Source organism: Metabacillus sp. 113a (assembly GCF_050107635.1).
Classification (GTDB): domain Bacteria; phylum Bacillota; class Bacilli; order Bacillales; family Bacillaceae; genus Metabacillus_B.
Genome location: NZ_JBNILJ010000005.1, coordinates 184413 through 199313 on the forward strand (window position 1 = coordinate 184413; position 14901 = coordinate 199313).

15 protein-coding genes and 1 pseudogene are annotated in these 14901 nt (G+C 42.3%); 11 read left to right on the forward strand and 5 right to left on the reverse strand.

The window, feature by feature from the left end; all coding sequences use genetic code 11:
* Positions 1-83 precede the first annotated feature (83 nt).
* The gene (locus ACQCVE_RS11010) at positions 84-1391 is read right to left on the reverse strand and encodes an MFS transporter (RefSeq protein WP_426845079.1); all 1308 of its coding nucleotides are present in this window, start codon (positions 1389-1391) and stop codon (positions 84-86) included.
* 119 nt (positions 1392-1510) lie between these two features.
* Positions 1511-2004 (reverse strand): annotated as a pseudogene (locus ACQCVE_RS11015) (L,D-transpeptidase family protein).
* Positions 2005-2149: 145 nt separating this feature from the next.
* Between ACQCVE_RS11015 and ppx the strand changes: the two are divergent.
* Together ppx and ACQCVE_RS11025 are read left to right on the forward strand one after the other, a co-directional pair.
* Positions 2150-3679: an exopolyphosphatase gene (gene ppx, locus ACQCVE_RS11020; protein ID WP_426845081.1), complete on the forward strand. Its 1530-nt coding sequence runs from the start codon at positions 2150-2152 to the stop codon at positions 3677-3679.
* Between the two features lie 146 nt (positions 3680-3825).
* Positions 3826-5931, forward strand: coding sequence for an RNA degradosome polyphosphate kinase (locus ACQCVE_RS11025; protein WP_426862822.1), 2106 nt, complete (start codon positions 3826-3828; stop codon positions 5929-5931).
* Positions 5932-6253: 322 nt separating this feature from the next.
* Here ACQCVE_RS11025 and ACQCVE_RS11030 read toward each other — a convergent pair whose 3' ends face one another.
* Complete coding sequence (locus ACQCVE_RS11030) at positions 6254-7114, reverse strand: metallophosphoesterase (protein ID WP_426862823.1); 861 nt, start codon at positions 7112-7114, stop codon at positions 6254-6256.
* A gap of 162 nt (positions 7115-7276) precedes the next feature.
* Here ACQCVE_RS11030 and fadH point away from each other — a divergent pair, with 162 nt between their 5' ends.
* The 5 genes from fadH to ACQCVE_RS11055 all read left to right on the forward strand — a co-directional run bounded on the left by fadH (position 7277) and on the right by ACQCVE_RS11055 (position 11733).
* Positions 7277-8041 carry a 2,4-dienoyl-CoA reductase gene (fadH, locus tag ACQCVE_RS11035; protein ID WP_426845084.1) on the forward strand — a complete coding sequence of 255 codons (765 nt, stop codon included), beginning with the start codon at positions 7277-7279 and terminating at the stop codon, positions 8039-8041.
* Between the two features lie 336 nt (positions 8042-8377).
* Positions 8378-9592: an EAL-associated domain-containing protein gene (locus tag ACQCVE_RS11040; protein ID WP_426845117.1), complete on the forward strand. Its 1215-nt coding sequence runs from the start codon at positions 8378-8380 to the stop codon at positions 9590-9592.
* A 38-nt stretch (positions 9593-9630) separates the two neighbouring features.
* The gene (locus tag ACQCVE_RS11045; protein WP_426845085.1) at positions 9631-9870 is read left to right on the forward strand and encodes a hypothetical protein; all 240 of its coding nucleotides are present in this window, start codon (positions 9631-9633) and stop codon (positions 9868-9870) included.
* Between the two features lie 148 nt (positions 9871-10018).
* Positions 10019-10561 (forward strand): DUF3993 domain-containing protein, encoded by a 543-nt coding sequence (locus ACQCVE_RS11050; RefSeq protein WP_426845086.1) that lies wholly within the window; start codon positions 10019-10021, stop codon positions 10559-10561.
* Positions 10562-10839: 278 nt separating this feature from the next.
* Positions 10840-11733: a manganese catalase family protein gene (locus ACQCVE_RS11055; protein ID WP_426862824.1), complete on the forward strand. Its 894-nt coding sequence runs from the start codon at positions 10840-10842 to the stop codon at positions 11731-11733.
* A gap of 31 nt (positions 11734-11764) precedes the next feature.
* Here the strand turns inward: ACQCVE_RS11055 and ACQCVE_RS11060 are convergent, their stop codons facing one another.
* Positions 11765-11983 carry a glutaredoxin domain-containing protein gene (locus ACQCVE_RS11060; RefSeq protein ID WP_426845118.1) on the reverse strand — a complete coding sequence of 73 codons (219 nt, stop codon included), beginning with the start codon at positions 11981-11983 and terminating at the stop codon, positions 11765-11767.
* A 20-nt stretch (positions 11984-12003) separates the two neighbouring features.
* A complete protein-coding gene (locus tag ACQCVE_RS11065; protein ID WP_426862825.1) occupies positions 12004-12969 on the reverse strand; it encodes an MBL fold metallo-hydrolase in 966 nt (321 codons plus the stop codon).
* A 201-nt stretch (positions 12970-13170) separates the two neighbouring features.
* On the opposite strand from ACQCVE_RS11065, the gene ACQCVE_RS11070 reads away from it, so the two are divergent.
* From ACQCVE_RS11070 to cbpB, 4 genes are all read left to right on the forward strand, one after another.
* Positions 13171-13410, forward strand: coding sequence for a YkuJ family protein (locus tag ACQCVE_RS11070; protein ID WP_426845090.1), 240 nt, complete (start codon positions 13171-13173; stop codon positions 13408-13410).
* Positions 13411-13509: 99 nt separating this feature from the next.
* Positions 13510-14028 carry a ribonuclease H-like YkuK family protein gene (locus tag ACQCVE_RS11075; RefSeq protein WP_426862827.1) on the forward strand — a complete coding sequence of 173 codons (519 nt, stop codon included), beginning with the start codon at positions 13510-13512 and terminating at the stop codon, positions 14026-14028.
* A gap of 86 nt (positions 14029-14114) precedes the next feature.
* Positions 14115-14303: an antirepressor AbbA gene (gene abbA, locus ACQCVE_RS11080; protein WP_426862828.1), complete on the forward strand. Its 189-nt coding sequence runs from the start codon at positions 14115-14117 to the stop codon at positions 14301-14303.
* A gap of 131 nt (positions 14304-14434) precedes the next feature.
* The gene (gene cbpB, locus ACQCVE_RS11085) at positions 14435-14881 is read left to right on the forward strand and encodes a cyclic-di-AMP-binding protein CbpB (RefSeq protein WP_426862830.1); all 447 of its coding nucleotides are present in this window, start codon (positions 14435-14437) and stop codon (positions 14879-14881) included.
* Positions 14882-14901: the final 20 nt, after the last annotated feature.

A 14901-nucleotide genomic window follows, 5' to 3' on the forward strand; every position in this document is an offset into this window, starting at 1 on the left:
GGATCATTAACATCTTATACCTAATTATACTAAAATCGACAAAAAGTTGCATTATGAAAATAATATAAACGGCTGATGCGGAATCAGCCGTTTATAGGACCGGTATTCATTGTTTTTTTGACCTTGCTTTCCTCAAGCTTCTTTCTTTTTTCTTCACGGTCTGCCTGTTCGCTGAGTTTTGGAAGTGTCAGCAGATAGAAGATGAATACAAGGAAAATCACCGTGGCCATGCCGTAATAAATATAATCGATTGTTTCAATAAATTTAGGAAAAACGAGAGCGATCAGGCCCAATGTTAGGGATTGTGCAGTCATCATAAGAGGATCAATCCAGCCGCTTACTCTTCCCATTAATTTTGGATTAACAAGCTTTGGTATCCATCCTCCGATGGCGATGTTAACAGGTCCCAAACAGATGCCGATAAAAAAGACGGCTGTCAAATAAACCCATAAATGATCTGTAAGTCCGAGCAGGACAATAAGAGCGGATGCGATAAATATAGGAACAATCATCATGATATACGGCTTTATTTTTTTCTCAATGACTGTCGCGAGCGCACTTCCTGCCAGCAGTCCAATCCCAAGAGAGACTGCAAAGAAAGAGGCATACCATTCATAATTTTCAGGTGAAAGCTTGTACTTCATTGTGAACATAGGAAGAATAGCGAACCCGCCGGTTACAAAGCCAAACACAAAAAAACCAAAAATAATTACAGCAAGAAGCTTGTTTTGTAGAATGTAAAGGATCCCTTCCTTGAAATCGCTGATAGAAGACTTCACATTGACATCCTTCCAGTTTAATTTCCCATTCGGAAGCCTTGCACCTTTAGGAATTCTGCATGCCCTGATCAGGAGAGCTGATACTACAAAGCTTATAAAATCGATTACGACCGCCCCGTGAATCCCGATTGTTTTATAGGCTACAGCTCCAAGACCCACTCCGAAGACCATAAATAAGCTGAATAAAATTTGATTTAATCCTGCCGCTTGAGCGTATTGCTCCTTTTTAAGTATTCCCTGAACCAAGCTGTTTTCAGCAGGAAAGAAGAACTTGGTGACAGCACTTCTGAGGAACAGAATGAAGAAAATGAGCGGAATCGAATTCAGGAAAAGTGCGCCGAACAGAACTACACTTAATCCTGCACGGATCCAGTCGCAATTCTCTGCCACTTTTTTTCTGTCAAACCGGTCAGCCACAACTCCCACTAAAAAGAACACGAAAATTGTCGGGAGTGAATACATAAGCTCTGCAAGTGTAGCGTAATAGGGCTGGCTGCTGAAGTGTTCAAGCATAAAAAATGCAAAGGCCATATTCCCTATAGTTGTTCCCATTTGCGAAGAAAGGGCTGCAAAGAAGAGCTTCACGAAATTAGGATTCTTAAAAATCTCCATAATAAATAACGCTCCTATTCATGACTCAATCATTCAACTGTTATTATAAGTGATAGGTCCTTTATTTAACATGGAATGTTTGTAAATTTTTTACTACAATTATCTTTACTTCGCTTTTACTAAATGGTAATAGTCACCTTAGTTCCATTCGGTACGTACCCGGCCAGCTCAAGAACGTCTTTATTATACATCCTGATGCATCCTTTTGAAACCGATTGTCCGATCGAGGAAGGGGTATTTGTACCATGTATCCCGTAGCCTGCTTTGGATAGGGAAAGCCACATCGAGCCATAAGGACCTCCCGGATTCGGCTGTCGGTTTACAATAACAAAGTCTCCTTTTGGAGTAGCATACAGCATCCGCCCGGTGGCAATAGGGTATTGCCTTATAAGCAAACCGTTCCTGTAAAGGCCAAGCTTTTTTTATTAATGGATACAGCGATGCGGTATGGTATGGAATCCGGTTCAGGCAATCCGGGAATCACAATATTCATGCCAGGGGTCAATGGTGTTTGGATTGAAATGCGGTTCGCGTCTGCGAGTTTTTCCGGAGAAACACGGAAGTCTTTTGAAAGCGATAAAACCGTCTCTCCCGCTTTTACTTTATAAATCATGATATTCCACCTTTCAAATGTTCGGCGTGATCCTCTAGCACAAATTATGCATAAACATGTATTTGTTTCCACTTGCAGGGAGGCGATGAAGACGGTTTGTGATATAATAAGGTGCAAAATTCATACAAGACTAAGGGTGTTTATAATGGATAAAGAAAAATTTGCGATAATTGATATAGGTTCCAATACAATGCGTCTTGTCATATTTGAGCGGGATAAAAGCGGCAGACTGAAGGAAATAGAAAACGTCAAGGCTGCAGCCCGCCTCCGCAACTACCTTAATGATGAAAATGTTATGGAGGACGAGGGTGTCAGAAAAATGGTGGATATCCTCAAAAGCTTTCAGGAGGTGGCAAGGCATCACAAGCTCAAAAATGTCCATACAGTGGCAACGGCTGCAATCAGACAAGCTGTAAATAAAGATGATATTTTACTTGCCGCAGAGCAGGAAACGGACTTTTCTATCCGTCTTCTTTCTGAATATGAAGAGGCGTATTATGGATTTTTAGCTGTAATCAATTCTACCTCTATCAAAAATGGAATTACGGTAGATATAGGTGGAGGAAGTACGGAGATCACCCTTTTCCGGAATCGTGAGCTTAAGGAATACCACAGTTTCCCGTTTGGCGCCCTTTCCCTCCGAAAAAAATTCATCAGTGGTGATCTTCCGAATGATAAAGAGTTTGAACGCCTATCGCTTTACATAACTGAACAGCTGCAGCAGCTACCATGGCTGAAGGATCAAATGCTCCCAGTGATTGGAATCGGCGGAAGTGCAAGGAACCTTGTACAGGTAGATCAAGCTTTAAAAGAATATCCTCTCGCAGGAGTCCATCAGTATGAAATGGCACCTGAAGACATCGACAGTCTCCTGGTCTATCTTAGAGCTCAATCCTTCGAGGACCTTCAGAGAGTGGACGGGCTATCCAAGGACAGGGCAGATTTGATCATCCCGGCAGCGATGGTTTTTCAAACGCTGTGCACATCGGTGCAATCTGAAAAATTTGTTATGAGCAGAAAAGGGCTGAGAGATGGGGTTTTTTATGAAGATCTGTCCCGGGAATACGGGATCAGTGCCTACCCGAATGTAGTAGAGGAAAGCTTCTATGAAATGGCCTCCGATTACAATATTGATTTGAATCATGTCCTTCCGGTAACCAATATGGCCGTTGAATTTATCCGGCTTCTGGAAAAAGAGCGCCTTGTTTCTTATTCCGACCAGGATTTATCTGATTTAAGAAGAGGAGCGTTCGTCTTTAACCTTGGCGAGTATATAGATTCTGAATCGAGCAGCAAGCATACGTTTTATCTGCTTGCAAACAGGACCATCGACGGCATGAATCATAAAGAACGCCTGAAAACAGCTCTGATTGCTTCTTTTATAGGCAAAACCTCTCTTAAACAATACGTGGAACCGTTCAATTCCTGGTTTTCAAAAGAAGAACAAAAAACCATCCGCACATCAGGAGCTATATTAAAATTTATTTACAGTCTGAACTCCACAAAACGGAATATCGTGGATAAAATTGAGCTTTCTCAGGAAAATGACGTATTAACTATTGACGTCCATTGCAATGCTGATTGGGGTCCGGAAGCTTATCAGGCTGAAAAAAACAAAAAGCATATTGAGAAAATTTTCAGAATGACTGTTGAAATCAATTTCAATTTTTCCTGAAAATCTGTTTGATCCACACTTGAAAGGGAAAAAGCTGATTGAATTGTTTTGTGCACACAACTTCACAAAACTATAAAGAAACCTTTACAAAGACTTGAATTTACTTTGGTACGATACAAATGATTGAAGGGTGGCGATTCTTTATAATGACTATTGTAAAAAAAGGTGCTGATTTAAGCAGCCCGGCATATTATAACAACCGCGAGCTGAGCTGGCTCGCTTTTAATGAAAGAGTACTTGAAGAAGCGATCGATGACCGAAACCCTTTGCTGGAGAGGCTTAAGTTTCTTGCTATTTTCAGTTCAAATCTAGACGAGTTTTTTATGGTGAGGGTTGCGGGGCTGAAGGATCAGGTTAAGGCCGGATTTAACAAACCGGAAAATAAAGCAGGTCTCACACCTAAACGCCAGCTTGCAAAAATTGCAGAAGACAACCACAGGCTTGTGGAACTTCAAAGCAGTACTTTCACCCAGATCCTCCAGCCAGCTTTAAAGGAAGAGGGCATTGAATTTTTGGCCTTCAGCCAGCTTAATTCCAATCAGCTGAACAGATTGGAAGAATATTTTGATGAACAGATCTTTCCTGTGCTGACCCCTATGGCGGTGGATGCATACCGGCCGTTTCCTATGCTGCTGAATAAAAGCCTGAATCTGGCGATTGTCCTTAAGGACCCGGATGCCCCGGCTGAATTGCGCCATAAAACCGCAATTGTACAGGTTCCCTCAGTACTGGAGCGTTTTGTTAAACTGGATCATCCTGATAAAGACCATTTCGTATTGCTTGAAGATATTATTTCTCATTACATATATAAGCTCTTTACGGGCTACAGGGTAGAATCCGTTACTCAGTTCAGGATTACCCGAAATGCGGATATGACGATCCATGAAGAGGGAGCAAGAGACCTTCTGAAAGAGATTGAAAAGGAATTGAAGAAAAGGAAGTGGGGAGCTGCGGTCCGGCTGGAGCTTAAGAAAGACAGCTATGACCGGAATGTGCTTCGTTATTTGCTGCATGAACTGGAAATTCATGAAAAAGATGTGTATGAAGTGGAAGGGCCTCTTGATTTAACCTTTCTGTTCGGCTTTTTCAATGAGCTTTCCTCCGTTCATGATCACCTTGAATTCCAGACGTTAATTCCGCAGCCGCCGAAGGATCTTATATCCGATGAGCTTATATTTGACCAAGCGTCCGAAAAAGACATTTTTCTTCACCATCCATATGAGTCCTTTCAGCCAGTTGTCGATTTTGTTGCTGATGCGGCCGACGACCCTGATGTGCTGGCGATTAAGCAGACACTTTATCGTGTCAGCGGAGGATCTCCTATTATCGAAGGGCTCAAAAGAGCAGCTGAGAATGGAAAACAGGTTACAGTTCTTGTGGAGCTGAAGGCAAGATTCGATGAGGAAAACAATGTTCAATGGGCGAAAGAGCTGGAAAAAGCAGGCTGCCACGTCATTTATGGAATGACTTATTTAAAGACCCACAGTAAAATAACACTCGTGGTCCGCAAGAAAAACAACCGCATCGAGCGATTCGTCCATCTTGGAACGGGGAATTACAACGAAAAAACGGCCAACATCTATACAGATATGGGATTGGTGACATCAAAAAGGAAGTTCGGGATTGATGCGACTAATTTCTTTAACTATTTGAGCGGTTATACGGAAAAGCCTGTATTCCATCATTTGTCAGTGGCTCCTTTTGACATCCGGAAGGATTTTATTCAGCTGATTGATCACGAAATCAGATTCCACAAACAATTTGGAAACGGCCGAATTATATGCAAAATGAATTCATTAACTGACAAAGTCGTAATCATGAAACTTTACGAGGCGTCTAACGCTGGAGTGAAAATTGATTTGATTGTCAGGGGAATCTGCTGTCTTCGCCCCGGAATCAAAGGGGTCAGCGAAAACATCCGGGTACGGAGCATAGTGGGAAGGCTGTTGGAGCATAGCCGGATCTATTATTTCCACCATAACGGGGAAGAAAAAACATACCTGTCTTCCGCAGATATGATGACACGCAATATGGAAAAAAGAGTGGAAATTGCTTTTCCTATTTTTGACGGGAACATTAAAAAACGGTTAAACCGTATTTTAGCGGTTCAGCTCGAGGACAACATGAAAGCCAGAGAGCAAAATGCAGACGGCATATACGAATATGTTAAACGAGAAAAGGATGAACCTGAAGTTGACAGTCAGCTTGTTTTATTTGGAATGGCTTACAGAGTACTCGAAGATGAAGAATAAAAAGAGATCAGAATAAGCGCTTAGAAAAGAGTAAAACCCAAGAACGCCGATGTAAGCGGCCTTGGGTTTCTTTTTTTAAAGCTCTGCTAAACTTGGCTGTTGATTGCAGCTAGCAGGCGTTCGCTGATCCAAGGGCGGGCGGTGAGCCTCCTCCTCGCTTCGCGACTGCGGGGTCTCACCTGTCCCGCTGCTCTTAGCTCGGAGTCTCACGCCTGCCGCTCCAATCAACAGGTGTGAAAAATCAACACCATGCTTTAACAAAGCCTTTTTTAAAAATATTCAATCCTGGTGAATACGATGGTGATCTAACAGGCATGGAAATTTATGCTTTATTAAAAGTGAAAACAGTCAGCTCCGGCATTGACAGAAACCGAAATGGGACGCGCGTCGTTCCGAGGCCTCTATTCACATACAGTTTCATTTCCCCATATTCATAAAGTCCTTCCGTATAAATATCCGCAAAGGGAGGAGTGATCAGCGGGCCGTAAAATGGAAGCTGGACCTGGCCGCCGTGGCTGTGTCCGGAGAGCTGTACATCAACGGCCAGCTTTTTTGTATGGAGCCAGGCATCCGGTTCATGTGCAAGCAGAATGTTAAATGTTTCTTCGCTAAGTCCTTTTTCAAGATTCTGATAATCTGGTTTGCCCAGCATCAAATCATCTAATCCTGATACCGTAATCACGGCACCATCTGCTAACCGGATATCCCTGCTCTCGTTTTTAAGCATAGTAAAACCGGACTGCATCATTACTTCTGCATAGATATTGCTTCCGTATCCTCCGTGATCATGATTTCCGAAAACCGAAAATTTGCCGAGAGGAGCCTTAATGTCTGCAAGCTGTGAAATAATTCCGTTCTTTTCTTTATAATGGAGAGGATCATCTATTAAATCTCCTGTAAAGAAAACCAGATCAGGGCTGAGGGCGTTAATGCTTTCCTTTATATTTTTAAGCTGTTCCAACGTGTAGTGATCGCTTAAATGAGTATCGCTGAATTGTACTGCTTTTATCCCGCTGAACGATTGAGGGAGCTTAGGGCTGGTGAATTCTATCTTTTCCACATCAAGAAGTTTAGGCTCCAAATAACGGGAGTAGCTATAACCTCCAGCTGATAGCGCCAAACCTGCAAAAGCAAAGTACAGCATGCTTTTCAAAAACATGCGCCGGTGCACCTTTTTTGTCATAGTACCCTACCATTCTATTAAATAATGAATGACTAATTATAACATGGTTTGCTGAACGAAAAGACACGAAATAACGTGTCGGATAAAAATGTTCGAAATCATAATCACTGTATGATAAAATATGAATGAATAATCATTCATTATTCAAAAAGGGGGATACATATGGGAGAAAAAGTCTACATTGTCACGGGCGGCTCGAGCGGGATGGGAAAAGCGATGGCGAAGCGTTTTGCAGAGGATGGGAGCTTTGTTGTCATAACTGGAAGAACACCTGAAAAACTCATTGAAACGAAAAATGAAATAGAAAAACGCGAAGGACAGGTCATGACGTTTCCAATGGATGTAAGGGAACCTGAAAAAGCGAGTGAACTTATGAAAGCCGTTCATGCTGAATTTGGAAGAATCGACGGGCTGATAAATAACGCGGCTGGAAACTTCATTTGTCCAGCGGAAAAGCTGTCCGTTAATGGGTGGAACTCGGTAATCAATATTGTTTTAAACGGAACGTTCTACATGAGCTCAAGTGCAGGAAACTACTGGATCGAACAAAACAAAAAGGGCGCTATCATTAACATGCTGGCTACATACGCATGGGGGGCAGGAGCAGGTGTTGCCCATTCCGCGGCGGCTAAAGCAGGCGTCCATTCTTTGACCAGAACGCTCGCTGTAGAATGGGGAAGCCGCTATGGCATCAGGGTCAATGCCATTGCTCCTGGTCCAATAGAGCGTACCGGGGGAGCAGATAAGCTCTGGGAATCTGAAGAAGCCGCCAGCCGGACGCTGGCAAGCGTACCCTTGGGAAGATTGGGTACTCCTGAAGAGATTGCAGCATTAGCAGCTTTCCTTTTTTCAGATGATGCTTCCTATATTAATGGAGAATGCATTACGATGGATGGCGGACAATGGTTAAATCCGCGTCCCTTTTAAAAGGTTAATGAGAATCCTCCGCGGGTGAGCTTCCTTCCCGGGAGGATTTTTTTATCCTTTTCACCCTTCAACCGTGGAAGCAAGGATGATCGAACCGCAATAGCCTGACAGGTAAACATGAAGCTTATGCAGCCACATCTTCTCTTCTCTGACTATGGTATAATCTTGCTTAATAGAAAATCTGCGAGCTTGCCTGAGGGCGTTCTGCTAAAGCGGGTACCTCTTATGAGCCCCATGAATACGGATTGTCACATCGGCCGGCTGGCAGAGTTGTTTACTCCGTCAGCCGGGGCTGAGAAATCAGGAGCGGCAGATAAAGGCTGTGGGGGGAACAGGATGGATGCACTGGATATTTTGACAAATAAGCAAGCCGTTATACCATATTACCAGGCTATTTTCAGCGCTGATGAGCAAACAATTGCAGGCTATGAAGTGCTGGGCAGAATAACGTTCGAGGGTGAAACAATCAGCCTCGGAGATTTCTTCTGTGATGAAAGTGTCCCGGATGAATACAAAATTGAAATCGATGATTACATAGTTGAACAAGCCCTGGATTATGCGATATCAGAAAAGCTGGATGCCCTTATTTTTATCAACAGGGATGCAAATCTGCTGATGATTGATCAGGGAGAAAGCTTTCTTCATTTACTTTTGCGCTATCAGGAAAAAGGCTTAGATTTGAAAAAAATTGCTATTGAACTCACTGAGCATCATTTTATGGGAGATCTGGAAAGACTTCAGCATTTAATCATGTATTACAGGACCTATGGAATTAAACTCGCAGCAGCTAATATTGGAAGGGAGAGCAGCAATCTGGACCGGATTGGAAAATTGTCACCAGATCTTTTGAAAATTGATCTTCAGCCGCTGCGGATGAGTTCAGGAACGGCATTTAATGATGTCCTGTATTCCATATCTCTCCTTGCCCGAAAAATCGGTGCAGCCATTCTTTTTGAAGATATCGAGGCAAACTTTCAGCTTCAATATGCATGGAGAAATGGAGGCCGGTACTTTCAGGGCTTCTACTTAACAAAGCCTGAGCCTCATTTTCTTCAACATACCCTTCTGAAGGAGAAGCTTTCAACCGAGTTCCGCCACTTTATTGCCCATGAAAAAAAGAAGCTGGAAACCTTTTATGAGCTATCGGAAAAGTTCTACCAGCGGATCCATACCCTTGCTGCAAAAACAGTAAAATTTTGCGAAAATCACGACCAGCTTATTACCTTACTGTCAAAGGAATTGTCAGACTGCAGCTTTAGAATATATATATGTGATGGAGATGGCTTTCAAACGACAGGGAATATTTTCAAATCAGGCAATGAATGGATGTTTCAGGAGCAGTACAGGAATAAAAATTGGAGCTGGCGACCTTATTTTCTTGAAAATTTAATGAAAATGAGAATGGGAAGAAGGGGCTTTTTCAGCGATCTGTACAGCGATATTGAAACTGGAGAAACCATCCGAACCTACTCCTATCCGCTTGAAGACGAAGCTTATCTTTTTATTGACCTGCCCTATCAGTACCTTTACGAACAAAATGGGATGCTATGAATGAAAGATTTCCTTTAAGCCGATCATAAGGGAAAAACATGGAGGGATTTATGATTGCGCTTGGAATGATTAGTCTGCTGATCCTCGCATGGGGACTTATCGCCACGATTAAAACAGGAACTTGGTCACAGTCAAGAAAAAAAGAGTTTGATGTGTCTGCTCCTAAAGCCGTGCAGGCCCACCCTTATCTTCTGAACCCGATTTTTCTCGTTTATATCGGAGCTGGGCTGCTGATTGTTATTCTCATTCTTTATTTTGCTAATAAATATGGGTATTAAAGGACAGGGTTCATGACTCTGTCTTTTTATGTTTGTTTTTCTTGAAAGGTGGAATAACATCTATATGATCCACTTAGCCAATTTCAAAGCGAATTACAGCAATCACATAGCCAATCCAATTTAAAGTACATAAATGGAGGAATGAATAATGAGAGCGTTAACATCTATTGCCGCTGCAGCTGTCCTATTCTTTTCGATCGGGTCCCCTCAAGCAGGAGGAAGTTTTCTGGCTGATACAAGCAGTCCGAGAGCAGAAGCAGCAGAAAAGCAGAAGCAGAATCCGAATCCGAATCCGAACCAAAAGGTTTTCAGCCACCTTCAGGACGCCTATCAGACTCAGGTTTCCCTAAGCAGTAAAGAGCGGAGCAAAACTGAGATGAAATCTGTACTATCTCCTTATTTTACGGATAATATGGCAGACGTATATTTGAAATATAATGCAGTTAAAGGAGAAGAAAAATACATTGTATATGGAACGGATTTTCCGATTCTTTCCATCCCGTTTTTCAGCTATAGCTCTGATACGAAAGTGTTAGATAAAGGAAATAAAAAAATCGTCTATCAATATTTTGAAGCTGTAGATGAGGGACCGGTAACTTATGAAGGGCATTATGAATCGGTCACACTAGTTAAAACTGATACAGGCTGGAAGGTAGCGGCTATAAAAGAAAGCTTAAAAGCCCCTGAATGAAATAAGTGTTGACAAGGATAATGATAATCATTATCATTTAACTAAAGATAGATATGTTAAATGTTCCCGCTCCCCCTTAAAGTGAGGAATATGATTAAAATCCGATTCAGGCGAATCGGATTTTTTGTTGGGTAATGAAGATTGCTCCCTTGTACGCCTTTGCCGTCTTCGCTGGTTTGTATTCCTCTCATCGCCAAATTTAACAGGGCTAAAGAATAAGACCATGCTGTCTCCTCATAGGTAAATAACAGTGTTTGATGAAAGGGGAGGGAACCAGCATGTTTACTCGTATAGACCGGCTTTTAATTGATCTTCCGAAGCCGAAAAATCCCGATGCAAATGCAGCGGCTGCTGTCCAGGAGCTGCTCGGCGGAAAATTTGGAGAAATGTCTACTTTAAATAATTATTTGTTTCAGTCGTTGAATTTTCGAAACAAGAAAAAGCTGAAGCCATTTTATGATTTAGTGGCGAGTATTACTGCAGAGGAAACCGGCCATGTCGAGCTTGTCTCGAATACCATCAACTTAATGATCATCGGGACGACCCACCCCGGTCCCCCTGATTCGACTCCGATGAGAGAGGCGGTCGACAAAAGAAACACACTTCATTTTATCTCAACTGCACAGACTTCCTTTCCATTTGATTCAATGGGCAGACCATGGACAGGAGACAACGTTTTTAACAGCGGAAACCTTGTGTTAGACCTTCTCCATAATTTCTTTCTTGAATGCGGAGCAAGGACCCATAAAATGAGGGTTTATCAGATGACGGATAACCCGGTTGCGAGGGAGATGATCGGATATCTGCTCGTTCGAGGCGGGGTGAATATTGTGGCATATGCGAAAGCTCTTGAAATTGCCACTGGCGTAGATGTAATGAAAATGCTTCCGGTTCCTGATCTGGATAACAGTAAATTTTCCACAGCCAGGAAATTTGAGGAACAGGGGGTAAACAGAAGATTGTACACATTCAGTGATAAATACTACCGGGATATCAATAAAATCTGGAAAGGGCTTGGGCCAAAAGGAGAGCCGCTAGAGGTCGTGATCGGCCACCCGCAGGGAGCTCCGATTCCTGATTTAGAAGAAATACCGGAGGAATTTGCACCAGGTATCTCAGAAGAGGATTTTCAGGAAATCGCCAGGCGTCTTCAGAGATCTGCGGGGATATGAAAAAAAAGAAGCCAGCCGGCTTCTTTTTCATTTACATGAGCAGCTGTTCAAGAGCCGCAAGATCAAACCCTTTTACTGTATGCTCATTGACGGTAACAGTGGGAGTCGAATAGGACTGCAGGGTATTGATTAAGTAATCTTTTGCCTGTGCATCCTTTGTAATGTCTGTTTCATCATACCGGATGTGATGATGGTCTAAAAATTGCTTCACTATTTTGCACGGCGGACAATCAGGCTGAGTGTATACCATTATGGTTTTTGCCAAGATGATCACTGCTTTCCTTTGCTTAATTCATGAAAATAATAAACGAGACCCATTGCACTTACTGCTAAATCAAGGTTAAGAATATCATAAACAGGGTGCCCGCGGGGGACATTTTTTTCATCAAGGTATTTCGTTACTTGTTTGATCAGCTCGGCTTCTGTTGCTTTCACCTGATCAGCTGCTGATTTGTCTGATGAGTCAGCAGCAGCCAGCTCCGCAGAGTTTAAAAACACTGGGAGCCATTTGCGTAAATCATGAAAGGCCTTATTGGGTTCTTCCAGAGGTCCAAAATGACTGAAAAATAAAATCTCAGGTTCTAGTGCTTCAAGCCTGGATAATGAACGGAGCATGGCTTCCGGGTTGAATTGGTTCGGGGAAGAAGAAGGCAGGAAGAACCTTCCGGATACGTCATCCTGATACAGAATGCCCATCACGTCTCCTGTAAAAATTCCTTTACTTATTGGATGAAATATGCTGAAATGATGATTGGCGTGTCCTGGAGTATCAATAAACTTCAAAATACAATTTTCGCTAATCTCCAGAAGGTCTTCATCTTTTTTTATTAGAATCCGCTCTTCAGGAACGGGCAGAACAGGAGCAAAAAGGGAATCAAAGTGTTCCTTATACACCTCTTTTGCTCCGGCTATAAGCCGCTCAGGGTTTATCAAATGCCGTACTCCCTTCGGATGAACAGCAATTTGGGCATTGGGGCATTCTTTTATGAGCAGCCCTGCACTGCCCGCGTGATCAAGGTGTACATGAGTGACAATGATGTATTCAAGATCGCTTACAGAAAGGCCAAGCTCTGCTAAACCAGATTTTATGTGCGGGATGGAAGGGCTTGCAGAAGGCTCGATAAGAGTGAGCTTCTCCTCATGCAGCACATAAGCAGAGGTTCTGCCTTTCATACCGAGGTCAAATGTATCAATCATACTGATGCGGTCAGATAGACGTTTAACTTTTCCCATCATTTTCTCCTCTCCCTCATTAGACTCTTTTATTATAGCCTGGGGGGAAATGGAAAGAAAATTACATGATTGCGAACATATTATCCTGAAGGTAAATGTGGTAAACTTTCTAATAGATATAGGATGAAAAAATTTGGATAAGAATAGCAAATGCGAGGAAAATAATCGATAAGAACAGCACGTTCTTTGGAAGGAGAAAAAGAAATGTCTCAACTAACAGGTATCATCCAGCGTCTTCAAAGCTTACAGGAAACTGCAGCAGGTAACGAACCATCCCAGCGCTACTTTGAAGTAGAAGGTGAAAAACGCTGCAGCGTAAAATACTTTGAAAAAAACGAAATGTTCGAACTTGAAGTGTTTGAAAAAGGGGAAAAGCCTCAGACGTATCAGTTCGATAATATTGATATTATTGCGATTGAAATATTTGATCTGCTTCAAGCATAGTTCATCTTTACATATTTTTAATACGAATGGGAGAAAAGGATAACATATCAGAATTGGATTGCGTATAAGGTTAACAAGAACCTTAAAAGGAGATGCATGATGAGCGATACATTTGCCTTCTATAATGTAACGGAAAATAACATGACCCTTCAGGACGTAATCAGCAGGCTAAAAAGGTTTATTCAAAAAGATCCTCGTTCTGTATATGTTTTATCCATCGGTACGGATTCCCACGTACATTATCAGGAAACAAAATTCATTACCGCCATCCATCTTCACCGTGTAGGCAAAGGGGCCTGGGGCTGTCTTAAAAACAGCATCATTCCCAGGCCGATTTTAAGTGTACATGAAAAAATTTCGACGGAAACCGCGCTGAGCCAGGAGCTTGCTTACTCATTTATCACCCTTTATTTGGGAGTATTGTCTGATATTCTCATTCCGCACTCTGAAGAAGGAGCCGATCTTTCATTTGAAATTCATTTAGATATTGGAAGGAAAGGCGTTACGAAGGACCTTATTCAGGAGATGACGGGAAGAATTACCGCAATGGGAGTAGAAGCGCGCATAAAACCAGATTCTTACACTGCCTTCAGCTATGCTAATCGGTATACAAAATAAGGAAATGAATGTCGAAAATTGCGTTTGACGAAGTAATCTCCTTTGATTATTCTGAAAGTGACAACAGGCAGCAAGGAGGCAAAAGAATGGGTTTAGCGCATAAAAGTTTCTCAAATGAAGAGCAGGAGCTGTTAATCAGTTTGTTAATGAAGCAGGAATATGCAATCGAGCTTTTAAGCAGCGAGCTGAATGATATCGAGAGCGGTGAAAAAGCGGTTGATATGGAAACTTACAAACAGCTGACAACTCTCTATGACCGGATTCGTTTTGACTGATGAGACTACATAGAGAACGGTACTCCAAACGGGGACCGTTTTTTTTAATCATCCCCACGCATAGTTTAATTAAATATCCAGGCGGGTAATTGAATTAAGCTAACTGTCATAATAAGAGAGGAAGTACAGCTATGATTACACTTCGTGCTGAAAAAATTATGGAGATCAGCATCCAGGACTTAATGATTCCCGGCGATAAAGTTGCCCACGTACAGCTGGGAAACAATTTGGAGCACACTCTTCTTGTGCTTACAAGAACAGGCTATACCGCCATTCCGGTTCTTGACTCGTCTTATAAGCTGCATGGATTGGTCGGAACAAATACGATTATTGATGCCATTATGGGTCTTGAAAGGATTGAAGCGGAGAGGCTTGAACATATTAAAGTATCAGAGGTTATGAACCGGGAGATTCCCAGGCTTAAAATCAATGATTCTGCAGCTAAAGGTCTTGAACTGGTCGTGGACCACCCCTTTGTTTGCGTAGAGAATGAAGAAGGCTTTTTCGAAGGGATTTTTACAAGGCGCGAAATATTGAAACAGCTTGACCGTCATGTGAAAAGATTAAATAAAGGCTGAGTGATCCCCTCCTGCTTCAC

Excerpts from the sequence above, each read along its gene's own strand:
- abbA (WP_426862828.1), top strand. The coding sequence starts at position 14,115 with ATGGGTTTAGCGCATAAAAGTTTCTCAAATGAAGAGCAGGAGCTGTTA.
- cbpB (WP_426862830.1), top strand. The coding sequence starts at position 14,435 with ATGATTACACTTCGTGCTGAAAAAATTATGGAGATCAGCATCCAGGAC.
- ACQCVE_RS11055 (WP_426862824.1), top strand. The coding sequence starts at position 10,840 with ATGTTTACTCGTATAGACCGGCTTTTAATTGATCTTCCGAAGCCGAAA.
- ACQCVE_RS11010 (WP_426845079.1), bottom strand. The coding sequence starts at position 1,391 with ATGGAGATTTTTAAGAATCCTAATTTCGTGAAGCTCTTCTTTGCAGCC.
- ACQCVE_RS11030 (WP_426862823.1), bottom strand. The coding sequence starts at position 7,114 with ATGACAAAAAAGGTGCACCGGCGCATGTTTTTGAAAAGCATGCTGTAC.
- ACQCVE_RS11070 (WP_426845090.1), top strand. The coding sequence starts at position 13,171 with ATGTCTCAACTAACAGGTATCATCCAGCGTCTTCAAAGCTTACAGGAA.
- ACQCVE_RS11045 (WP_426845085.1), top strand. The coding sequence starts at position 9,631 with ATGGAGGGATTTATGATTGCGCTTGGAATGATTAGTCTGCTGATCCTC.
- ACQCVE_RS11025 (WP_426862822.1), top strand. The coding sequence starts at position 3,826 with ATGACTATTGTAAAAAAAGGTGCTGATTTAAGCAGCCCGGCATATTAT.
- ACQCVE_RS11065 (WP_426862825.1), bottom strand. The coding sequence starts at position 12,969 with ATGATGGGAAAAGTTAAACGTCTATCTGACCGCATCAGTATGATTGAT.
- ACQCVE_RS11075 (WP_426862827.1), top strand. The coding sequence starts at position 13,510 with ATGAGCGATACATTTGCCTTCTATAATGTAACGGAAAATAACATGACC.
- ppx (WP_426845081.1), top strand. The coding sequence starts at position 2,150 with ATGGATAAAGAAAAATTTGCGATAATTGATATAGGTTCCAATACAATG.
- fadH (WP_426845084.1), top strand. The coding sequence starts at position 7,277 with ATGGGAGAAAAAGTCTACATTGTCACGGGCGGCTCGAGCGGGATGGGA.
- ACQCVE_RS11060 (WP_426845118.1), bottom strand. The coding sequence starts at position 11,983 with ATGGTATACACTCAGCCTGATTGTCCGCCGTGCAAAATAGTGAAGCAA.
- ACQCVE_RS11050 (WP_426845086.1), top strand. The coding sequence starts at position 10,019 with ATGAGAGCGTTAACATCTATTGCCGCTGCAGCTGTCCTATTCTTTTCG.
- ACQCVE_RS11040 (WP_426845117.1), top strand. The coding sequence starts at position 8,378 with ATGGATGCACTGGATATTTTGACAAATAAGCAAGCCGTTATACCATAT.